This window comes from Providencia sp. 2024EL-00732 (assembly GCF_044006275.1).
Classification (GTDB): domain Bacteria; phylum Pseudomonadota; class Gammaproteobacteria; order Enterobacterales; family Enterobacteriaceae; genus Providencia; species Providencia huashanensis.
The window spans coordinates 12972-34865 of sequence record NZ_JBIPDG010000010.1; the positions used below are offsets into that span (position 1 = coordinate 12972).

Sequence of the window (21894 nt, forward strand, 5' to 3'; positions counted from 1 at the left end):
TCGTAGAAAGGAGTTAGCTATGACACTCTCATCAAAAGAACAAATATTGATTTACACCACGCCAACTTGCCCTGACTGTCAACAACTTAAGGATTGGTTAGCTAAAGAACAGCTCTCTTTTGAAGAACGAGACCTTACCGACCCCAAAATTATGGCTGAAGCTAAAGCTCGAACAGGTGTACGTGTTGCTCCCATTATCATCATTGGGGAACATATTTTTTACGGTACTTTTTCATCGCAAAAACCAAACATATTAGCAGCACTCAAACTACCTAAAGAAAATAGCTAGGTATTTTATTTCTAAAATACCTATTCTATTGAGGAGATAAGATTATGAATATCGGTCAAGCCGCTAAACTTTCTGGCATCTCAGCAAAAATGATCCGCTATTATGAGCAGACTGGGTTAATCCCCAAAGCAAAACGGACTAATGCAGGGTATCGCTATTATAGTCAAACAGATATTGATAGCCTAAACCTCATTCGTCGCGCCCGAGCCCTAGGTTTCCCGACTGAACAGATTTCAGTTCTACTATGCTTATGGCGCAATAGAGAACGTGCTAGTGCTGATGTTAAAAATATGGCACTTACTCATCTTCATGAATTAAAAAGAAAAATTAATGATCTACAAGGTATCGCAAATACTCTCGAAGTACTGACAAAACATTGCCACGGTAATAGTGATCCTGACTGCCCTATCATTGAAAACTTAGTGAATCCAGCCGAATACCTTGAAACTCCAGTCACTAAAAAAGGACAACTCGCAAATTATTCAGTAAAAAACTGATTGACCTTCCAATAGGGTAAAGCTGTATATTTATCAAAATGTTAATAATAGGAGTTAGAAAATGATTAACCTTACAATACCTAAAATGGCTTGTGGTGGCTGCGCTAAATCAATTACCAAAATTGTGTTAGATATTGATGCTAATGCACAGGTAGAAACGGACCCAACGACAAAAAAAGTGCTAATTACCAGCCATATAGATGAAAGTATTTTCCGTACAGCGCTCAGCACCGCGGGATACCCGGCAGATCCTAAATAATTTAGTAGGGAGTAATAGCTAATATATTTCAGACTGCAGACAAACATATTATGTTTGGCGAAAAATCGAATAGGTTATTGAATATTAGTCAATCTTTAAGGGCATGAATAACAAACGCCTTGTTGAAATAAACTTTTGTACATCCAGTTCAACTATTTTATTTTAAAATGCCTGCTTTTGGTCATTTTTCAAAGGCAGGCTCATTATCACAGTCTTAGATGTTAGAATTAATGAACGCGATCTTCGGGCTCGATATCATCACCGTCTTCGTCATCATATTCTGCGTCTGGGTCTTCAAAATAAGTGCCCCAACCATCATAGTTGACACCCATTTTTTCCGCCAGCTTCATTAGCTGTTCAACTTGTGCGTCAATAAGTTCTGCGTTTAATGCGCTTTCGCTGATCACATCGCAACACATCAACGTTTCACCTGTTTCAATTTCTAACTCTTCCGCATCCGTCACTTCATAACCTAGCTTGAATGCTTCAACTGCTGCTTTTTCTAATAACGCAAAGTTGTCCGCAGAGAAATGATGCTCAATTGCATACAATGCATCAGGATCGCTACCATCTTCTAACAGTTCCTCGATAATTAAACGAGTTTCTTCATACTGCGCATCGAGTTCAGCTTTATCTACCATATCCACACCCCTTGTTCCATTATCGCTAGTCTCGCCCCATTCTCCCATAGGGTTGACAGTGAAACCATACATTTAAAAATAATTTCTTTTTCACTTGGGGTTGATTTTGAATTTTTATGGATATAAATTGAATATTAATTCAACATAAAAAGGCCGTAATTTATGAACCCCTTATATAGCAAGCATTTTTTAAGGCTACTTGATTTTACATCTAGCGAAATTCATTCACTGTTAAAACTCTCAGCTTGGTTAAAATCAGAAAAAAAAGCCGGTACAGAACACCCTCTCCTCGCAGGTAAAAACTTTGCCCTCATTTTTGAAAAAGACTCTACTCGCACACGTTGCGCATTCGAAGTTGGTGCGTTCGACCAAGGCGCTAGAGTGACCTATTTAGGGCCTTCTGGTAGCCAAATCGGTCATAAAGAAACCATGAAAGATACCGCACGGGTGCTAGGGCGGATGTACGACGGCATTCAATATCGGGGATTTGCTCAATCAACCGTAGAAGTATTAGCCGCGCACTCGGGAGTGCCTGTATGGAATGGATTAACCAACGAATTCCATCCCACACAGTTATTAGCCGATCTGCTGACCATTCAAGAACACCGACCAAATACGCCATTCTCAAAAATTAAATTTGCCTATTTAGGCGATGCACGCAATAACATGGGCAACTCGATGTTAGAAGCTGCGGCTCTCACAGGTTTAGATTTGCGTTTAGTCGCCCCGAAAAGCTGCTGGCCGGAAGAAGAGCTGGTCAATGCTTGCCAAGAGATAGCGAAAAAAACAGGTGCAAAAATTACGCTCACTGAAGATGTGGCTGAAGGCGTTAAAGGAGCTGACTTTATCTATACTGATGTTTGGGTCTCGATGGGAGAAGCCAAAGAGGCTTGGGCACAGCGTATTAATTTATTAAAGCCGTACCAAGTGAATATGGATGTGATTAAGCTTACAGGCAACCCGAATGTGAAGTTCCTGCACTGCTTACCCGCTTTCCATAATGAAGATACCACGCTTGGGGCTCAGCTAGCGAAAGAGTTCAATATGTATGGTGGGCTAGAAGTCACGGAAGAAGTCTTTGAATCCCCTTATAGTATCGTCTTTGACCAAGCAGAAAACCGCTTACATACTATCAAAGCCGTAATGGTCGCAACATTAGCCCCTGAACTACCGGTAAATATCTTCTAAGATTGGCAATCACCATCGGCACGAATATCATGCCGATGGTGCCATAATCAAGCGTTAAGGGCGCTCACCTTTTGCTAAACGCTGGTTAATGGAATCGATAACTGAAGGTAAATCGTTTAAAGTATCAATAACATAATGAGCTCCTGCGGCAAAAAGTTTATCAGCCGCCTGCTGTTTCAGTTGGCTAACGGCCTCTTCTGGCATACTTTGGTACTCCTCCCATGTTTTGCCAAATTCATTACCTGAAACAGACAACCCAACACTCCACATTCCTGCATTGCGTCCTTCTTCAATACCGGGCACTGCGTCATCAACTTTTATACAGGAAAATACTGCTTCTACGCCTAGTTCAATCACATTTTGCAATGCCATCCAAGGCCCCGGACGCCCTCCCGCTGGGATATCATCACTTGCGACCCAGTAATCAGGGTGATAACCGAGTTTTTGTGCTGCAGGTACTAATTTCTCCATTACTGCGCGAGGGTAACCAGAACAAGAACCAATTTTAATATTTTGCTGGCGTAAAGTAGTGATTGTGTCGGAAACTCCAGCTATTGGTGCTGCAAAGTCGACAACTTTGGCAATCTGCAATGGCATAAATGCCGCATAGATTGTATCGATATCTTCACTGGTCATTGAGCGCCCAAATTTCACCTTCCATAAAGTGTCAATTTCAGGTAATTTCCCAAGTGCTTCAATATGTTGCCACTTACCTAACCCCATAGGAATACGGGCTTGTGCTAAGGTGATCTCAATATCAAACACACGCTTAAATGCTTCAATAAAAATTTGCGTGGGGGCAAAAGATCCAAAATCCACCGTAGTACCTGCCCAATCCAGAATAACAGCCTGAATGCGGTTCATAATTCTTCCTTATTGTTTCCAGTAAATGGCTTTTTCTATCGCTAACAATAATGCGTCAATATCTGTTTCATACACTTCGCCAATGTTTCCAATACGGAAACAATCACTCTGTGACACCTTACCTGGGTAAATAACAAAACCTTGCGATTTTAATCGCTGATAGAACTCTTTAAATTGGTAATTAACTGAACTTGGTGAGTAAAATGCGGTGATAATCGGTGAATGGTTGCTATCATCTAATAATGTTTTAAATCCGAGAGCTCGCATACCTGCGACTAGTTTTCGCTGATTTTGCCGATAACGTTGGAAACGAGCGGCAATGCCCCCTTCAGCTTCAAGCTCTTTAAGAGCCTGAGCAAAGGCTAATACCGTATGCGTTGGTGAGGTAAAACGCCATTTACCATGGAAATCCTCCATACAACGCCACTGGGCATACAAATCGAGAGATAATGAGCGAGAGCGCCCCTTACAATTTTCAAGTGCTTCAGTGCGTGCTATCACAAATGCAAAGCCCGGTACTCCTTGAATACATTTGTTTGCCGAACTTATCAAGAAATCAATATTTAGTTGCCCAATATCCATTGGGATACCGCCAAAGCTACTCATGGCATCAACGATATAGCGTTTTTGATACTGCTTCGCTAGCGCGGCGACTTGCTCTATCGGGTTTAAAATCCCCGTCGTCGTTTCACAATGTACCATCGCAATGTGTGTGATCTGGTTATCTTGTTGTAGTAATTGTTCTATCCATTCAATATCTGGCTTTACCACCTCACCACAATCATAGAGATGATGTGTAATCCCTAAACGCTGTGCCATTTCAGCCATCCGTGCGCCGTATGCACCATTACTGATAATCAATAATTTATCTTCTGGGTGTATCGCACTTCCTAAAACCGCTTCCACCGCATAGCTGCCACTGCCCTGTAATAATACCGATGAGTAGCCTGACTGCGCCGTTGATAGGGCAACTAGCTGTTGGCGGACCTTTTGTACTACCTCTAAGTTATAGTCGTCATCCCATGTACAACTATCAAATAACATGGCCTGCTTCACCGTTTTAGAGGTAGTTAGCGGACCCGGTGTTAACAGCAAATAATTTTTGGTTGTCATTCAATTCACCTATTGGTCTATACCAGATTTCTATTATAATGGTCTTAGGGAGATCAAAAGGTCAAAGGAAAAGTGCCCGTGCAACAAAAAATTCATATAACTATGTATAATGTGGAAGAAATAATCAGCGGAAATAACAATGAAATTATCAACGGATGAAATGCCTCAGTACCTGCTAATTAAGGCTCAATTACAAAAAAGAATTCAGAATGGGGAACTAAAAAGTGGCGATAAGCTCCCTTCTGAGCGCGAGCTTTGTGCTATTTTTGGTACCACGAGGGTCACTATCCGTGAAAGTTTGGCGCAATTAGAATCAAGCGGCGCAATTTATCGTTCTGAACGCCGTGGCTGGTTTGTCACTCCTGAACGCCTTTGGTTAGACCCAACACAAAATACTAATTTTCATAAACTTTGCCTTGAGCAAAACCGCCAGCCTAAAACGACCTTGTTAGATGGCCGAGTTGTCACTGTCCCCCTTGACGCCATGAGTCCGTTGCAGCTCCAACCTTTCGAGCAAATATACTTACTCACACGCCTACGCTTTGCCGATGAAAGGCCTGTTTGTTATTGTGAAAATCATTGCCTACCAGCCCGAGTCCCCGAGTTACTACGCCATGATCTCAATGGCAGTTTAACCGAGGTATATGAAACCCATTTCGGGTTGATATATACCAGTATGCACTTGTCATTCTACCCAACAGCCATGCCTCCTCAAGCCGCTTATGCACTCGGGGTCGCGGTGGGTCGTCCCGCATTACTACTGCAGCGTTTGAACTATGATCAATACGGAAGAGTTCTAGATTACGATGTGGAATATTGGCGTCATGACAGCCTGAGAATTGAAGTCGATACATTGTAAAACCAACATCAGTAAAATATTTTCACTATTTAGCTCTGTTTCATCTTTTTGTCATATAAACCCGTTAGCGTAAAAGAATCTGGTATATACCAGAGTGCATTTTACCCTAACAGGAGAAGACAATGAAACAAACTCACTTAGCCTGCCTATTGATGGCAACCTTTTGTTCAACAACAGTATTTGCCGATAATGTTGTCACGGTTTACTCAGCTGATGGCCTACATGACGGTAATAATAGTTGGTATAAAAACCAATTTGCAGCTTTCACCAAACAAACAGGCATCAAAGTGCAATATGTTGAAAGTGGCTCTGGTGCAATAGTTGAACGCTTAGCGAAAGAACGTACCAACCCACAAGCCGATGTGCTAATCACTGTTCCTCCGTTTATCCAACGCGCCGCTAAAACTCAACTGTTAGCAAAATTTACTCCAGAGGCTGCGGCCAGTATTCCAACTTCAAATCACTATTACACGCCATTGGTCAATAATTATTTAACCTTTATCTATAATGCTAAGTTACTAAAATCACCACCAGAAAATTGGGCTTCTCTTCTCGACCCGCGTTTTAAAAATAAGCTGCAATACTCTACGCCAGGGCAAGCCGGTGACGGTACGGCTGTCATGCTGCAAGTTTTTCATAGTTTTAATGGCAAAGATGCAGGGTTTGATTACCTCGGTAAATTACAAGCTAATAACGTAGGCCCATCCGCCTCTACCGGTAAACTGACCGCACTAGTTAACAAAGGTGAGCTTTATATTGCCAATGGCGATTTACAAATGAATTTATCCCAAATGGCGCGCAACCCAAATGTACAAATTTTCTGGCCAAAAGATGATAATGGGGAGCGTAGTGCGCTCGTTTTGCCTTATGTTGTTGGCCTAGTACAAAACGGGCCTGAAACAGAAAATGGCAAAAAATTAATTAACTTTTTGTTAGATAAACAATCACAAGGCCGTGTGAGTGAGTTGTCATGGGGAATGCCTGTTCGTTCCGATATCACGCCTTCCGATGAACAATACCGTACAGCTGTGAAAATGCTTGAAGGTGTTAAAACATGGCAACCAAATTGGGATGAAGTCGAAGTTTCACTTTCCAGCGATATTTCACGTTGGCAAAAAGTCACTGATGGTGAGTAATTTGTGATGCTAATGAAACGTAAACTCACTGCCGCAATGCAGCAAACAGAACACTCAGGGATCACACTAGAGTCCTTGCGTGTTTCCTATCATAACAATGTCGTGCTTAAGCCGTTAAGCCTAACCATTGACCCCGGAGAAATATTAGTACTAATTGGCCCATCAGGGTCAGGAAAAACCACTGTATTGCGTGCTATTGCAGGGTTTGCTCAACCCGATAGTGGAAGGATATTATTAGGTGATACCGATATCACCCACCTCCCTCCCTATCAACGCGGGCTTGGGATGGTGGTACAAAACTATGCACTCTTTCCTCATATGAAGGTGGAGGATAACGTAGCGTTTGGATTACGCGCCCAGAAACAACCTAAAATCTTGATCAATGAACGGGTCACCGAGGCTTTGAAGATTGTTGGGATGACAGATTATGCGACTCGCTACCCTCATCAATTATCGGGAGGGCAACAACAGCGGGTGGCGATTGCTAGAGCGATTGCGGTACGTCCTCGCGTTTTATTACTCGATGAACCTCTCTCTGCGCTTGATGCACAGATTCGCCATAATATGGTAGAAGAAATTGCACGCTTACACCGTGAACTACCTGAATTAACTATTCTTTATGTCACCCACGATCAAACAGAAGCCCTCGCCCTAGGCGACAAAATTGGTATCATGAAGGAGGGCTATCTCGTCGCCCATGGTGAAAAGAATGCCTTATATCACCGCCCACCAAACCGTTTTTCCGCTGAGTTTTTAGGCCGTGCCAATATTTTAAATACTACCGCCCTCGGTTTTTCAGCCAACCCAGCAATTGTCAATGTGAGCTGTAGTGGTACATTGCTGGAAGCTTATACCCCCGGTATGCGAGCAAGCACACACAAATGGGTATGCATCCGCCCACAACATATTACGCTAACGCCAAGAAACGAAACGAGCAATCAATTGCAGGCTGTTTTACGATCAATTCGCTGGCAGGGGGACTTGACTCATTTAGTCTGTGATGTTGCGGGCGAAACAGTCAGTGTTGCGGTAACGCACTTAGCTTCACAGCCCAAAGTAGGCGATAAACTCACCTTATGGTTTTCGCCTACTGATACCGTATTGATTGAGGAATGACATGTCATATATCAGTGTGCCAAAACGGTCAAGTATCTCTCTAAAACCCATTTATTGGATAATACCGCCATTGCTGGTGTTAGCCACACTCTTTTTCTATCCGTTATTGTTAATCGCCCAACAAGCACTACAAAATGAAACTGGTGTCTGGGGGCTAGATGCACTCTGGCAACTAATTGAATCTAAACGTTTCATTAATGGTCTATGGAACACCCTGCAAATCGCGTTTTTTGCTACCTTAGGCTGCCTTATCGTAGGGAGCATACTTTCCCTGATATTAGTGTTTATCCCCTTTCCTGGTAGCCGTTTTATTACCCAAGTTATTGATACATTTATTGCATTACCCACCTTTTTGATTACTCTCGCGTTTACTTTTATTTATGGTTCCGCTGGGCTACTAAATGGCACGTTAATGGCATTATTTGATTTCGAACTACCGCCAGTTGATTTCCTATATTCTATCAATGGGGTCATTTTAGCCGAGATCACCGTATTCACGCCGTTAATTATGCGTCCATTGATGGCTGCTCTACGGCAAATAGATAAAAGCCAATTAGAAGCTGCGAGTATTTTAGGTGCGCACCCCGCTCGTGTTATTGCTCAAGTGATTTTTCCAGCCGCACTTCCCGCCTTACTTGCTGGCGGCAGTCTTTGCTTACTATTAACCACCAATGAGTTTGGGATCGTTTTATTTATCGGCGCAAAAGGCGTGAATACCTTACCTATGATGGTGTACAGCAAAGCCATACTAGAGTCTGATTATGCGGTTGCCTGTATGATTGCTTTAGTAAACATCTTACTTTCTCTCGGGTTATTTTTTCTCTATAGAATGGCTACAACTCGCCTCGGAGTAAGGAATTAACTATGTTGATTTGGTCTAAACAAGGTCGAGCCATCGCAACCTTGATTGCTATTAGCTTGTTTTCATTATTATTTTTGCTACCGTTAGTGATGATTTTAATGTCGAGTTTCAGCCAGCAATGGAATGGTATCTTGCCTTCAGGGTTTACATTTGAGCATTTTGTCAATGCATTCAGTGGCCCAGCTTGGGATGCTATTCTTTCTAGTTTAATTATTGGGTTTTGTGCCAGCCTATTTGCCCTATTTTGTGGGCTTTGGGCCGCATTGGCGCTCAGACGACAGAGCGGGAAATGGCAAAAATTACTCGGTATCGCATTTTACTTACCAAGCGCAATACCTTCAGTCTCTATTGGTCTTGGTATCCTTGTTGCATTTAGCCAAGGATATCTACAAATGAACGGGACATTTTGGATTGTATTCAGTGCCCACTTTGTATTAATTTCAGCCTTCACATTTAGCAATGTTTCTACTGGGCTAACCCGCATTTCCCCTGATATTGAAAATGTCGCCTTTAGTTTAGGTGCTTCACCTTGGTATCGACTATGTCACGTCACTCTACCACTCTTGATGCCTTGGATGATCTCAGCATTAGCATTAAGCCTGTCCCTATCTTTAGGGGAGTTAGGCGCAACGATGATGTTATATCCCCCCGGTTGGGCCACCCTGCCCGTCTCAATTTTTAGCTTAACCGACCGTGGTAATATCGCAGATGGCTCAGCACTGACCATTGTACTGGTCGCCATCACCTTATTATTAATGTTCAAGCTAGAAAAAATAGCGACTAAGTTAAGTCAAAAATAAGAGCAACCCCCAATAAAAGCTCGCAATGAGCTTTTATTCATTTTTCAATATTTTGATATTACCAAAATTATAATTATATATTCAGTTCATCATTTAAATTAACATTAATAACAAATTCATTAACATTAAAATGGTTATTAACCAAAAAATACAAATGCAATATTAAATATAATACTTAAGTAAACAAACATAGTTATTAAAATATAAATTATTTATATCAAAATATTACCTAAGCATTTACTCTTAAAATAATTAAACACATAAACCACTACAGTTTAAAAAGAGTCTTTTAATGGGAATTATTTTTTAAAACAAAATTAAATGTTTATTTAAATATCGTCTATTTAATATTTTTAATAACTTCATTAAAATAAAATACTTCTCAAAATCAATAAAAGGATTTTTATTATGCACTTGCTAAAAAAAAGTGGTTTAGCGCTATTACTGTGTGTTTCTTTACCTGCGTTATCAGCTGTTCAAAATATGCCAATTAATATTAAAGGCACCTTCTCAAATGTCACCCAACCTTGTAATGATGCAAAGCTTGAAAACAGAACAGATTTTGGTGCGATCAATACACTAGAAAAAGTCGGCGATGAAACTGCATTCCATAGTTCTGGCTATTTAAGCTTCACATGCCAATTCCCTGCTAATGCTAAACTCACTTTTGTCGCAAATAACGCACCAAATTCACCTGAAACATTTAAAACATCAAGTGATGCATTCGGTGTAAAATTAAAATATAACAATATTATAGTTAAACCTGGTCAAAGTGATGACTTTAAAGTGGTAAAAGGTGGGAACGGTATTTCATTTTCTACCAGCCTAACCCGTTTAACCGCTAATGGTCCCAATGACTTTGGTAATCATACCTTTGACATTACGGCTAACTTAGCAATTACCTATCAGTAATATTTATTACTCCTCTATATGATTGTGGCTGGGTTAATTCATTACTCAGCCACGTAATAATAATTTATATGAAAATAGATAAAATGCATGATTTATCATTTGAGAGACATTATGAATTCCGTTATTTTTTTTAAAGTTTTCATCTCTTTTGGGCTACTCCTCAGCGCTATTTCTATTTCACAAGCGGCAACGCAAAATGTACCTATCCATATTAGTGGCTCATTTTCAATGACACCCACTATATGTCATATTTCTGACAACACAATCGCAAGCCATCGCTCATTATCTGTTAGCCATAGTAATCGTATAGGCGAAGAAACCGCACCACATAAAATCGCACTCAATATTGACTGTAATGCTACCGTCAACGCGAAGCTATCGTTTAACGCAGCACCGGCCGCCAATTCAAATACACTATTTCAAACTTCAAGTCATGCGTTTGGTGTGAAATTAAGTTGGCAAGGAGCACCTATTCTCCCGAATAAAAGCGTTGATATTACGATGATAAAAAATCAAAAAAGTTATTATATCGATGCCACTATAATCAGGGTTGCGCCTAATGATACCGGCGACTACGGTGAGCACTCATTTAACATTGCAGGGAACTTAGCGGTAGATTACCCGTAATACAAAAACAATAACTACAATCAGTAACTCCACCCTCATCTCGCTGATTTTTCCGCTTTTATTCAGTAGGCGAGTTTTCGCTCTAAATGCAAAAATTAAAAAAATTTATTTTTCTTTATGCAAACGCTTGCGTCAAAGAATGAGATGCGTATAATGCGCCACAATTTGCCGGGAGAAACTATGAACGCTGCTGCTGTATTTTTTACAGAGAACACCTCCAACACACTGCCTTCAGGCGGTTTGGACAGCCTGTTTTTCCCCTTCGTATTTCCAAGAAAGCCCCTCAATTGAGGGGCTTTTTTTTGGCCTATAGACCTAACATGTCTTGCTGACACAGGAGAACAACAATGCCGAACCCTTTATACCAACGCGATATCATTTCAATTAATGATTTAGATCGTTCAGACCTTGAACTCGTACTCAACGTCGCCGCTTCCCTGAAAAAACAGCCACAACCTGAACTTCTAAAACATAAAGTCATCGCAAGTTGTTTTTTTGAGGCTTCAACGCGGACACGTTTATCATTTGAAACCGCTATTCACCGCTTAGGCGCTTCGGTTGTTGGTTTTTCTGACAGTACCAATACATCATTAGGCAAGAAAGGCGAAACGCTGGCAGATACCATTTCGGTGATTAGCCAATATGTTGATGCAATTGTAATGCGCCACCCACAGGAAGGGGCATCTCGACTAGCCAGCCAGTTTGCAGGCCATATCCCTGTCATCAATGCAGGGGATGGCTCGAATCAACATCCTACTCAAACCTTACTCGACCTGTTCACTATTCAAGAAACACAAGGTAGGTTAGAAAATCTACAAGTCGCCATGGTTGGTGACCTCAAATATGGCAGAACAGTGCATTCTCTGACCCAAGCGTTATCAAAATTTGAAGGCAACCACTTCTATTTTATTGCACCTGAAGCTCTGTCTATGCCAAATCATATTTTGCATATATTAGAAGAGAAAGGCGCAACTTATAGCCTGCATAATAATATTGATGAGGTCATGCCAGAGCTCGATATTCTGTACATGACACGCGTACAAAAAGAGCGTCTGGACCCATCAGAATACGCCAATGTTAAAGCCCAATTTATTCTTCATGCTGCTGATTTACATTGTGCGAAACCGAACTTAAAAGTATTACACCCTCTGCCACGAATCGATGAGATCACTGTCGATGTCGATAGCACACCTTACGCTTACTATTTCCAACAAGCTGGCAATGGGATTTATGCACGACAAGCATTGTTATCACTGGTTTTAAATAAAGAATTAGCTATCTGAGGAGGAAATCACCATGACACACGACCATAAATTACAAGTTGAAGCGATCAGCCACGGCACCGTTATCGACCATATTCCTGCTCAAATTGGTTTCAAGCTCCTGAAATTATTTAAACTGACAAAAACCGATGAGCGTATCACTATTGGCTTAAACCTGCCTTCTAGCAATCTGGGCAAAAAAGATATTATTAAAATTGAAAATACCTTTTTAACTCCAGAACAAGCTAACCAATTAGCAATGTATGCCCCTGAAGCCACCGTCAATCGTATTGAAGACTACCAAGTGGTGGAAAAATTAGAACTCACCTTGCCTGACTATATCGATAACGTACTGATTTGCCCAAACAGTAACTGTATTAGCCATAATGAGCCGGTATCCAGCAGTTTTCGTGTGAAAAAAATCGACAAAGAAGTGGCTCTGACTTGCCAGTTTTGCGAAAAAGAATTCGATAGAGACGCTGTGATCAATAACCAATAGGATATTTCAGCGTAGACTGCGGTGTTGTTCAGGCGTGATCCATGTTTATAATAGCGCCTGATGACCCATACAGTTATACTCAAATTATATTCAAATCCGCACATATAGCCGCAGGTTGAAATAACATGAGTATCTTCTCTTTACGTGATGAAACGGAGTAATTATGTCATTCGAAATCAATACAGAAAATGCACCAGCAGCGATCGGTCCTTACGTTCAAGGCGTAGATTTGGGCAGTATAGTGATGACATCAGGCCAAATTCCTGTTGACCCTAAAACAGGTGAAGTCCCGGAAGATATTGCCGCACAAACACGTCAATCCCTAGCTAACGTCAAAGCTATTTTAGAAAAAGCGGGCTTAAGTGCAGCTAATATCGTGAAAACAACGGTGTTTGTAAAAGATTTAAATGACTTTGCGACAGTGAATGCCACCTATGAAGAATTTTTCAAACAACACAATGCGCCATTCCCTGCTCGTTCTTGCGTCGAGGTAGCCCGCCTACCTAAAGATGTCAAAATTGAAATCGAAGCTATTGCTGTTCGTAAGTAACCGCTAATTTGCTTTAAACACCCCATCATCTTTATATGGGGTGTTATTTTGATAATACCGATACAGCTTATCCTTTCTTAAGTCTAGCGAACAAAACTATAATTTAAGTTAAATTAGCACTCCCTGATGATAAGTATTTATTTTTAACTTCCCCGCTTTTGATATTCATACAATTAATTTTTTTCCTTGTTTTGGATCAAACTTATTGCTGCTAAAAAAAAGCAATATCCTACATATTGTGCTTTAATTATATCAATTGGCACAATATGTAGTATTTATTCACATTTTATCCACAGAAGAGTCGTAATAATCAAGATCAAAAATACTTTGATTAACGCTGTGGATAACTTAGCAAGGAGAATGACAGTGGGAACGGTTGTGATTAAAAGAGATGGTTGTCAGGTCAACTTTGACCTTCCACGAATTCAGGAAGCCGTTAAACGTGCTGCTGCCGCAGTAAATGTTAAGGATGACGATTACTGTCTTCAAGTTGCAACTATAGTTAAAGAGCAACTTTGCAGCCGAAACCAAGTGGATATTGCCGAGATCCAAGACGCCGTAGAAAACCAATTGATGGCTGGGCCGTATAAGGACTTAGCACGCGCTTATATTGAATATCGCCACGATAGGGACAGCGAACGCGAAAAACGTAGCCAGCTGACTCATGATATTCGAGGCCTTATAGAACAAAGTAACGTCTCGTTACTCAATGAAAACGCAAATAAAGACAGTAAGGTCATCCCAACTCAGCGTGATTTACTCGCAGGGATCGTCGCAAAGCACTATGCTAAACAACATATTTTACCTCGTGATGTCGTGATTGCTCATGAAAAAGGCGAAATCCACTATCACGACCTCGACTATGCCCCTTTCTTTCCAATGTTTAACTGTATGTTAATTGACCTTGAAGGCATGTTAACTAACGGCTTTAAAATGGGAAATGCCGAAATAGAACCCCCGAAATCTATTTCTACCGCAACAGCAGTAACAGCACAAATCATTGCACAAGTTGCGAGTCATATTTATGGCGGTACAACAATTAACCGTATTGACGAAATTTTAGCGCCATATGTCGCAATCAGCTACGAAAAACACCTAAAAGTCGCCAAAGAATGGGGAATTGCAGACGCAGAAGGCTATGCCCAAAGCCGTACCGATAAAGAATGTTATGACGCCTTCCAATCATTAGAATATGAAGTTAACACACTACACACCGCGAATGGCCAAACCCCATTTGTCACCTTTGGTTTTGGTCTTGGCACATCAAAAGAAGCCCGATTAATTCAGCAATCTATCCTCAGAAATCGTATTGCAGGGTTAGGTAAAAACCGTAAAACAGCCGTTTTCCCTAAACTCGTATTTGCGATTAAAGATGGCTTAAATCATAAGCTAAGTGACCCTAATTACGATATCAAACAACTCGCTTTAGAATGCGCCAGTAAGCGCATGTACCCCGACATTCTTAATTACGATCGTGTTGTTGATGTCACTGGCTCATTTAAAACACCAATGGGTTGTCGCAGTTTTCTGGGTATATATGAAGAAAATGGGCAACAAATTCATGATGGACGCAACAATTTAGGGGTTATCAGCCTCAACTTGCCTCGTATTGCTATCGAAGCACAAGGCAATGAAGATGCATTTTGGGCATTACTGGATGAACGCCTCGCTATCGCGAAAAAAGCCTTAATGACTCGTATTGCCCGCTTAGAAACAGTGAAAGCCCGCGTTGCCCCAATCCTCTATATGGAAGGTGCTTGTGGTGTAAGGTTAAAAGCTGATGATAATGTTGCTGAAATATTTAAGCATGGACGAGCATCAATTTCCTTAGGTTACATTGGGTTACATGAAACAATCAATGCACTCTTTGGTTCAGAAACGCATGTGTATGACAGCGAAAAACTGCGCGAAAAAGCAGTGGCTATCGTCAACCGCTTACGCCAAGCTACTGATGAATGGAAAGTTCAAACAGGCTACGGTTTCAGCTTATACAGCACACCAAGTGAAAACCTGTGTGACCGTTTTTGCCGTATCGACACCGCTGAATTTGGGGTTATTGCTGGTGTCACAGATAAAGGCTACTACACCAACAGCTTCCACTTAGATGTTGAAAAACAAGTCAACCCATACGACAAAATTGACTTTGAAGCCCCTTACCCTGCTCTCGCGAATGGCGGTTTTATCTGTTACGGCGAATACCCGAACTTACAACATAATGTTAGGGCGCTGGAAGATGTGTGGGACTATAGCTATCAGCACGTCCCTTATTATGGAACCAACACACCAATAGATGAATGCTATGAATGCGGCTTCTCTGGTGAGTTTTCCTGTACCAGTAAAGGGTTTACTTGCCCTGCTTGCGGAAACCATGACACCAACCGAGTTTCTGTTATTCGCCGAGTTTGCGGTTATTTAGGTAGCCCAGATGCTAGGCCCTTCAATGCGGGGAAACAAGAAGAGGTGAAACGTCGTATTAAGCATCTAGGTAATGGTCAATTAGGTTAATATGATGAATTACCACCAATATTACCCCGTTGATGTTGTTAATGGTCCAGGTACCCGCTGTACACTGTTTGTTTCTGGCTGTGTGCATCAGTGCCGCGGTTGCTATAACCAAAGCACATGGCGGGTGGATTCCGGCGTACCATTCACCCAAGAAATGGAAGATCAAATCATTCAAGATTTGCAAGACACGCGTATTCGTCGGCAGGGCTTGTCCCTGTCCGGTGGAGACCCGCTACATCCCGCCAATTTGCCAGCGATACTCAAGCTAGTGAAGCGAGTAAAAACAGTCTGCCCAGATAAAGACATTTGGGTATGGACGGGATACAAATTGAATGAGCTTACCCTTGAGCAACAAAAGGTGGTCAGTTTTGTGAATACCTTGATTGACGGTAAGTTTGAGCAAAATTTGCACGACCCACGTTTAATTTGGCGTGGCAGCGCAAATCAGGTGATCCACCATTTGCGCTAAGCTTCTCGGGTCCAATGTAATTTTGTACCAAATCCCAATTTATTATCCACCATTTTGACATTGTCTAAGTGAAGCTGCCAAATAGGCAGTTTCGCTGTCAATGCCACAGGAAAACGACGGCAGTACTCTGTTCTAGCTAGTTGTTCTGGTTTACTTTCCAACCTTGCTATTTTACCGATAAATTGAATACCTTGTATCTGATTGACCGTTTTCGATTGTGTCGAAATCGTCCCAGCGACTTGTGGGTTAGCTACCATCAATTGTCCATGCTTCGAACTGGCATCAGTCATTAAAATCAACGACATAGTTTTCGCATCAAATGCATAATAACAACTGGCAGGCCAGATATCATTGTGATGATGAGCAAATAAGGAAAAAACGTGTTGGCGGGCGATATAGCGCTGGATGTGTTGTAAGGTTTGTTCAGGGGTCATAGCGGTTTCCATATAAACCCGTTCAGAACAAGCTCTTGGAGATAACCCCGTGAGCTTGCTTAAAATGTTCTGAACGTAGGCGTAAATTCGCTATTACTATAGCCTAACTAATTAGAAAATGGTTCTAATTAACTTGGCTTTTTAGGCTATCTCACCTAAGTCTTTACTCTAAATAATTCAAGTTGTAGCTAGGCGGCAAGTAAACGAGGCGCTAGAGGCATACATAAGTATGTGACTAGTGCGAATAAACACGGCCAACAACGCTACGGCTCGAAGTATGACGAGTAAATTTATTTATAGATAGCTGCTGTACCACTCATTGAATTCTCACCGCCAGCAGAAATGACACGGAATGAGGTCGCACCAGCTTCATCAGCTTTTTTGGCTAATTGTGCGGTAAGGTCATTTACGCTCACAGCACCTGTTACAGATACATAACCTGCAGCCGGTTGGCTAGAATGTTGAACTTCATCAGCTGCCATTGAACCAAATGAAACAGCACCTAAAGCTAAAGCAGCAGCGAATAATGTTGATTTTTTCATGGTATGTTCCTTTTAACAAACTTGATTTTTAGTTGGGATTTTTACTGTCCCTCTGTGATATGGATCATATTATGCGCTTTAACTCAGAATGAAAATTAGCTAATTTTGCTATAGTTATTCAAATTATTTGAATCAAAACCTAACTTGAGGTTACGGATTTGTGACAGTTTTATATCATTTTTCATTTAAAATTTAATATGTTATAAACATCTTTCTTAACGAATATATTCGTTGTTAACCTATTGTTTTATCTCAACACGCCAGCACAAAATGATAAAAAACACATCAAAAAAAAGCGAAGATCAGCAAAGTAATTGGTATCTTTACTTAGTAAGAGAGAAAAATAATGCCTTGTATTGTGGTATCACGACAGATGTGCAACGCCGTTTTGAACAACATAAAGCGGGTACAGGCGCAAAAGCATTGAAAGGGAAAACGCCACTTATATTAGCTTTCTCGTGTTTTGTCGGTTCACGATCAACTGCCTCACAAGTGGAATATCAAATTAAGAAGTTGAATAAAAAGGTAAAAGAAAGGCTGGTCATTGACCAGCCTGATAATCTCATTGATTACTTAGCTAACTATAAATTACTGAAGTGTGAAGAATAAGTCACTAGGCCTTGATGAGCCCCTATTTCGCCATTTTCGAGCCCACATATCAGGAAATGGGGTTGTTGTTCAGGCCATTGGCAATTCACTCCTTGTTTTGAGGCTGGTTCAAAACCAAAACGTGAATAGTAACGCTCATCCCCTAAAACGACGACAGCACCATAACCAAATTCATTCAGGCTATCTAACCCTTCATAAACCAATTTTTCACCAATGCCTTGGCCTTGGTGAGCTTTACTAACCGCTAAAGGAGCTAACCCAACCCATTGTACGTCTTCACCATTGACATCAACAGGTGTAAAGCCTACATAACCAATGACTTCGCCGTTGTCATTGGTCGCAACAACACCAAGCGTTAATAAGCCGTCTTCTCGCAAGTGCTGAACAAGGTTAGCTTCCGCTTCTGTTGGAAAAGTTTCACGCAATAGCTTATCAATTCCCATTGCATCGACTGGGATTTCAACTCGAATTAACATGAAGTTAACGCAGGCGATTTGTGCTCTACGTCCTCGCTATCATGAACCGTTTTAATCACCTCAGCCAATTGCAATAAAGCAAAACGCAGCGGAGCCGGCATATTTTCCAATTCAAAAGCATCCATTAAGTTTTTAACGTATAAACCTAATTCGGTGTCCCCTTCAATCACCAAGCGACGTTGGAAAAATAAAGTATCGGGATCTTCTTTACGTGCCGCTATCAAAATAAGGTCGTTTGCATTACCACTAACGCTGACATCAGCTTGTGCGTTCTGTTTAACGGCTAATTGGCCATCTTGCAAACTGATAAACCACACCAATGATAAGTCACGAACTTCAACTTTTAGCCATTTATCCTCGAGAAAATCGAGTTCCCCTTCTTTGACTGACTCACGAAATTGCCAACTTAGTAGCTGTTCAAGCACATGGCGTTGCACAGCAAATGGGGTCACTTTTAAAGGTAATTTCAAAAATGAAGGACCTTTTGTGATGAGTTGAGAACGAATTTTACCTAGCACAGTACTGACTCCCGTCTTAATTGTCTGCCCGTTTTCGGGTAACTACTCAACAACAGTAGCAGCTCGAATTATTTAGGGTAACATATTGTATATTCAATTAGTTAAACAAAATATTTGTAGTTAATAACCCCAATTATTGAGATCATCAATACACTATTTAGCTCACGATGAGTTATCTTGCCAAAAAAACACCTTATTGGTCTGATCCTATATCAATTTTTGCCCATGTCACCCATATTTATTTTTAACAAAATGGATAGTTTCTATTGGTGGCTTTTACCACGAATCATGATCAATAAATAACCAAAAATGACTTAATATCCAGATTTATGAAACGGGTCTCATTTTATTCTTTAGTGCCCTAACTCACAAAAAAGTCACTCACTAATTCAGTCACCCACAGCCTTAATTAACGAATACTGATATCCATTAACAATTTCTCTGCTCTAAATCAAAATCTATAACAGTTCCCTTGACTAGAATGTCCGTTGTTAAATTTTATACAGGGATAGGCCAATGGAATTACTCTGCCCAGCAGGGAATTTGCCTGCGTTGAAAGCCGCTGTCGATAACGGCGCAGATGCTGTTTATATTGGGTTAAAAAACGATACCAATGCGCGCCACTTCGCAGGGCTCAATTTCACTGAAAAAAAGCTGCATGAAGCAGAGCGCTACATTCATAACCATAATCGCAAATTGCATATTGCGATTAACACATTTGCACACCCTACCGGTTATGAACGTTGGCAAAACTCCGTCGATCTTGCTGCGGATTTAGGGGCTGATGCGTTAATCTTAGCCGATATCGCGATGTTAGAGTATGCAGCAAACAAGTACCCGCATATCGAAAGACACGTATCGGTTCAGGCTTCAGCCACCAATACAGAAGCGATCCGCTTCTATCAGCGAAACTTTCAAGTACATCGTGTTGTCCTTCCACGCGTTTTATCTATTCATCAAGTAAAACAACTCGCTAGAAATAGCCCTGTGCCGCTTGAAGTGTTTGCTTTTGGTAGTTTATGCATCATGGCTGAAGGCCGTTGTTATTTATCTTCTTACTTAACGGGCGAATCACCAAACACCGTAGGCGCTTGCTCACCAGCTCGTTTTGTTCGTTGGCAGCAAACAGAAAATGGTATGGAGTCTCGCCTGAATGACGTCTTAATCGACCGCTACCAAGAACATGAAAATGCAGGCTACCCTACTTTGTGTAAGGGGCGTTACCTTGTCGATGGTCAAAAATACCACGTCCTAGAAGAACCAACTAGCCTCAACACGATTGAACTGTTACCAGAACTCATGGCCGCTAGTATTGCTTCGGTTAAGATTGAAGGCCGCCAGCGCAGCCCTGCTTATGTCACGGAGGTAACACGGATTTGGCGCCAAGCGATTGACCGTTACAAAGCCAACCCTGATAACTTCACCACCGACCCTAAATGGCTAAAAGTATTAGGTGGGCTTTCAGAAGGCAGCCAGACGACTTTGGGTGCTTATCATCGCAAGTGGCAGTAATTGAAAAGGTAAATATTATGCAGTACTCATTAGGATCGGTTCTTTATTACTGGCCAAAACACACATTAAGTGAATTTTATCAGTGCGCAATCGAAAGTGAAGCCGATATTATCTACCTTGGAGAAACGGTTTGCAGTAAGCGCCGAGAAATGAAACCCAATGATTGGATAGAGCTCGCCCAACAACTGGCCAAGAGCGGCAAACAAATTGTTCTGAGTACCCTTGCCCTTCTTCAAGCCCCTTCCGAACTTAAAGAAATCAGCAAGTTAGTTGATAATGGTGAGTTTCTCGTTGAAGCCCATGATTTTGGTGTGGTCAACATGTTAGTCGAAAGAAACCTTCCTTTTGTCGCTGGGCACGGGTTAAATTGCTATAACGCACAAACTTTAAATATTTTATTACGCCAAGGTATGACGCGCTGGTGTATGCCTGTAGAGCTATCTCGTGATTGGCTAATTAATTTGCTCAATCAATGTGATGATATTGGTATCCACGGTAAATTTGAGGTGGAAGTGATGAGCTACGGTCATTTACCTCTGGCCTACTCTGCCCGCTGTTTTACGGCTCGTTCAGAAAATCGGCAAAAAGACGAATGTGAGACTTGCTGTATTAACTACCCCCAAGGGCGCAAGGTTCTTTCTCAAGAACAGCAGCAAGTATTTACCTTAAATGGTATTCAAACACTCAGTGGCGCTTGCTATAACCTCGGCAATGACCTGTATTCAATGCATGACCTTGTGGATATTGTGCGCATTTCACCTGAAGGCATTGAGACCCTTGAGGTAATCAAGCAGTTTAAAGCCAATGAAAATGGGGAGATCCCGTTGAATATTATCAACCAAAATTGCAATGGTTACTGGCGACAAATTGCAGGGTTGTCGATGGTGCCTTAAGCCTATTACCCACCTCATAACCGCCTATCCTCAGTGTAATGCAAATGCATTGCACAATGCATTTGCATTACACTGAGGATAGGCTGGAAATTTTTGAAGTAAATAAAATGATTGATATAAACCCAAGCACTGTTTCTTTACGTGCAAAATCCCGCCTTACCGAACGCAGTCAAACAACTATCCCTGCGGCCATACATGATGCTTTACACTTACAACCTGGTGAAATAATTGAATATTCGCTATTAGCAGATGGTAATGTCATTATTTCTAGGCAAACAAACGCCCATGAGGACCCTATAGTTTCTCAATTTCCTAGAAAAAGATATGAAAGAAAATCCACGACACATTTATCCTGTGCCTGTAGCATTATGGAATAAGGTCAATGAGCTTACTGCGGATATCGACATTGATTTAGATGCACCACTTACTGATAGTTAATCATGGAGTCACAGGGAAAGTTAG

General features: G+C 41.3%; 26 protein-coding genes and 1 pseudogene. 20 read left to right on the plus strand and 7 right to left on the minus strand.

Going from position 1 to position 21894, the window contains the following annotated elements; translation table 11 throughout:
• Window positions 1-19 precede the first annotated feature (19 nt).
• The 3 genes from ACHB7C_RS15025 (at window position 20) to ACHB7C_RS15035 (ending at window position 1045) form a co-directional block, all read left to right on the plus strand.
• Window positions 20-289 (plus strand): glutaredoxin family protein, encoded by a 270-nt coding sequence (locus ACHB7C_RS15025; RefSeq protein ID WP_042845694.1) that lies wholly within the window; start codon window positions 20-22, stop codon window positions 287-289.
• A gap of 44 nt (window positions 290-333) precedes the next feature.
• The gene (gene cueR, locus ACHB7C_RS15030; protein ID WP_042845696.1) at window positions 334-786 is read left to right on the plus strand and encodes a Cu(I)-responsive transcriptional regulator; all 453 of its coding nucleotides are present in this window, start codon (window positions 334-336) and stop codon (window positions 784-786) included.
• A 61-nt stretch (window positions 787-847) separates the two neighbouring features.
• The gene (locus ACHB7C_RS15035; RefSeq protein WP_034782721.1) at window positions 848-1045 is read left to right on the plus strand and encodes a heavy-metal-associated domain-containing protein; all 198 of its coding nucleotides are present in this window, start codon (window positions 848-850) and stop codon (window positions 1043-1045) included.
• Between the two features lie 227 nt (window positions 1046-1272).
• Here ACHB7C_RS15035 and rraB read toward each other — a convergent pair whose 3' ends face one another.
• Window positions 1273-1686 (minus strand): ribonuclease E inhibitor RraB, encoded by a 414-nt coding sequence (gene rraB, locus ACHB7C_RS15040; RefSeq protein WP_042845698.1) that lies wholly within the window; start codon window positions 1684-1686, stop codon window positions 1273-1275.
• A gap of 162 nt (window positions 1687-1848) precedes the next feature.
• Between rraB and argF the strand changes: the two genes are divergently transcribed.
• A complete protein-coding gene (gene argF, locus ACHB7C_RS15045; protein WP_210855233.1) occupies window positions 1849-2874 on the plus strand; it encodes an ornithine carbamoyltransferase in 1026 nt (341 codons plus the stop codon).
• Window positions 2875-2928: 54 nt separating this feature from the next.
• Here the strand turns inward: argF and phnX are convergent, their stop codons facing one another.
• Window positions 2929-3738, minus strand: a complete 810-nt coding sequence (gene phnX, locus ACHB7C_RS15050; protein ID WP_042845701.1) for a phosphonoacetaldehyde hydrolase — start codon at window positions 3736-3738, stop codon at window positions 2929-2931.
• A 9-nt stretch (window positions 3739-3747) separates the two neighbouring features.
• Entirely contained in the window at window positions 3748-4851 is a 1104-nt protein-coding gene (phnW, locus tag ACHB7C_RS15055) for a 2-aminoethylphosphonate--pyruvate transaminase (protein WP_395347765.1), read from the minus strand.
• Between the two features lie 139 nt (window positions 4852-4990).
• Between phnW and phnR the strand changes: the two genes are divergently transcribed.
• From phnR to nrdG, 12 genes are all read left to right on the plus strand, one after another.
• Window positions 4991-5710, plus strand: coding sequence for a phosphonate utilization transcriptional regulator PhnR (gene phnR, locus ACHB7C_RS15060; RefSeq protein WP_042845704.1), 720 nt, complete (start codon window positions 4991-4993; stop codon window positions 5708-5710).
• A gap of 122 nt (window positions 5711-5832) precedes the next feature.
• Entirely contained in the window at window positions 5833-6846 is a 1014-nt protein-coding gene (gene phnS / locus ACHB7C_RS15065) for a 2-aminoethylphosphonate ABC transporter substrate-binding protein (RefSeq protein WP_210855231.1), read from the plus strand.
• Between the two features lie 6 nt (window positions 6847-6852).
• Window positions 6853-7962 (plus strand): 2-aminoethylphosphonate ABC transport system ATP-binding subunit PhnT, encoded by a 1110-nt coding sequence (gene phnT, locus ACHB7C_RS15070; protein WP_395347859.1) that lies wholly within the window; start codon window positions 6853-6855, stop codon window positions 7960-7962.
• A gap of 1 nt (window position 7963) precedes the next feature.
• Window positions 7964-8824 (plus strand): 2-aminoethylphosphonate ABC transporter permease subunit, encoded by an 861-nt coding sequence (gene phnU, locus ACHB7C_RS15075; RefSeq protein WP_042845711.1) that lies wholly within the window; start codon window positions 7964-7966, stop codon window positions 8822-8824.
• Between the two features lie 2 nt (window positions 8825-8826).
• Window positions 8827-9624, plus strand: coding sequence for a 2-aminoethylphosphonate ABC transport system, membrane component PhnV (gene phnV / locus ACHB7C_RS15080; RefSeq protein WP_166685219.1), 798 nt, complete (start codon window positions 8827-8829; stop codon window positions 9622-9624).
• A gap of 408 nt (window positions 9625-10032) precedes the next feature.
• On the plus strand, window positions 10033-10536 hold the full coding sequence (locus ACHB7C_RS15085) for a fimbrial protein (RefSeq protein ID WP_129466602.1): 504 nt from the start codon (window positions 10033-10035) through the stop codon (window positions 10534-10536).
• Window positions 10537-10647: 111 nt separating this feature from the next.
• A complete protein-coding gene (locus ACHB7C_RS15090; protein ID WP_166685220.1) occupies window positions 10648-11163 on the plus strand; it encodes a fimbrial protein in 516 nt (171 codons plus the stop codon).
• Window positions 11164-11510: 347 nt separating this feature from the next.
• Window positions 11511-12446 carry an aspartate carbamoyltransferase gene (pyrB, locus tag ACHB7C_RS15095; RefSeq protein WP_042845716.1) on the plus strand — a complete coding sequence of 312 codons (936 nt, stop codon included), beginning with the start codon at window positions 11511-11513 and terminating at the stop codon, window positions 12444-12446.
• A gap of 13 nt (window positions 12447-12459) precedes the next feature.
• Complete coding sequence (gene pyrI, locus ACHB7C_RS15100; RefSeq protein WP_042845717.1) at window positions 12460-12924, plus strand: aspartate carbamoyltransferase regulatory subunit; 465 nt, start codon at window positions 12460-12462, stop codon at window positions 12922-12924.
• Between the two features lie 163 nt (window positions 12925-13087).
• Entirely contained in the window at window positions 13088-13474 is a 387-nt protein-coding gene (gene ridA / locus ACHB7C_RS15105; protein WP_042845718.1) for a 2-iminobutanoate/2-iminopropanoate deaminase, read from the plus strand.
• Window positions 13475-13834: 360 nt separating this feature from the next.
• Window positions 13835-15979: an anaerobic ribonucleoside-triphosphate reductase gene (gene nrdD / locus ACHB7C_RS15110; protein ID WP_208291996.1), complete on the plus strand. Its 2145-nt coding sequence runs from the start codon at window positions 13835-13837 to the stop codon at window positions 15977-15979.
• Window positions 15980-15983: 4 nt separating this feature from the next.
• Complete coding sequence (gene nrdG / locus ACHB7C_RS15115) at window positions 15984-16448, plus strand: anaerobic ribonucleoside-triphosphate reductase-activating protein (protein ID WP_042845954.1); 465 nt, start codon at window positions 15984-15986, stop codon at window positions 16446-16448.
• Here nrdG and ACHB7C_RS15120 read toward each other — a convergent pair.
• Together ACHB7C_RS15120 and ACHB7C_RS15125 are read right to left on the minus strand one after the other, a co-directional pair.
• Window positions 16445-16894, minus strand: coding sequence for a YhbP family protein (locus tag ACHB7C_RS15120; RefSeq protein ID WP_181468820.1), 450 nt, complete (start codon window positions 16892-16894; stop codon window positions 16445-16447). The two genes, nrdG and ACHB7C_RS15120, sit on opposite strands and share 4 nt — an antisense overlap.
• A 278-nt stretch (window positions 16895-17172) precedes the next feature.
• Window positions 17173-17424 carry a DUF1471 domain-containing protein gene (locus tag ACHB7C_RS15125; protein ID WP_042845722.1) on the minus strand — a complete coding sequence of 84 codons (252 nt, stop codon included), beginning with the start codon at window positions 17422-17424 and terminating at the stop codon, window positions 17173-17175.
• A 270-nt stretch (window positions 17425-17694) separates the two neighbouring features.
• Between ACHB7C_RS15125 and ACHB7C_RS15130 the strand changes: the two genes are divergently transcribed.
• Window positions 17695-18033, plus strand: coding sequence for a GIY-YIG nuclease family protein (locus ACHB7C_RS15130; protein ID WP_048605870.1), 339 nt, complete (start codon window positions 17695-17697; stop codon window positions 18031-18033).
• On the opposite strand, the gene ACHB7C_RS15135 is transcribed toward ACHB7C_RS15130, so the two are convergent.
• Window positions 18006-18509 (minus strand): GNAT family N-acetyltransferase, encoded by a 504-nt coding sequence (locus ACHB7C_RS15135; RefSeq protein WP_048605868.1) that lies wholly within the window; start codon window positions 18507-18509, stop codon window positions 18006-18008. The two genes, ACHB7C_RS15130 and ACHB7C_RS15135, sit on opposite strands and share 28 nt — an antisense overlap.
• Window positions 18503-19027 (minus strand): SCP2 domain-containing protein, encoded by a 525-nt coding sequence (locus ACHB7C_RS15140; protein WP_042845726.1) that lies wholly within the window; start codon window positions 19025-19027, stop codon window positions 18503-18505. The genes ACHB7C_RS15135 and ACHB7C_RS15140 overlap by 7 nt, the downstream gene beginning before the upstream one ends.
• A 516-nt stretch (window positions 19028-19543) precedes the next feature.
• On the opposite strand from ACHB7C_RS15140, the gene ACHB7C_RS15145 reads away from it, so the two are divergent.
• The 3 genes and pseudogenes from ACHB7C_RS15145 to ACHB7C_RS15155 all read left to right on the plus strand — a co-directional run bounded on the left by ACHB7C_RS15145 (window position 19544) and on the right by ACHB7C_RS15155 (window position 21870).
• Window positions 19544-20539 carry a peptidase U32 family protein gene (locus tag ACHB7C_RS15145; RefSeq protein WP_042845728.1) on the plus strand — a complete coding sequence of 332 codons (996 nt, stop codon included), beginning with the start codon at window positions 19544-19546 and terminating at the stop codon, window positions 20537-20539.
• 17 nt (window positions 20540-20556) lie between these two features.
• Window positions 20557-21432 (plus strand): U32 family peptidase, encoded by an 876-nt coding sequence (locus tag ACHB7C_RS15150; protein ID WP_042845730.1) that lies wholly within the window; start codon window positions 20557-20559, stop codon window positions 21430-21432.
• Window positions 21433-21539: 107 nt separating this feature from the next.
• Window positions 21540-21870 (plus strand): annotated as a pseudogene (locus ACHB7C_RS15155) (type II toxin-antitoxin system PrlF family antitoxin).
• Window positions 21871-21894 lie beyond the last annotated feature (24 nt).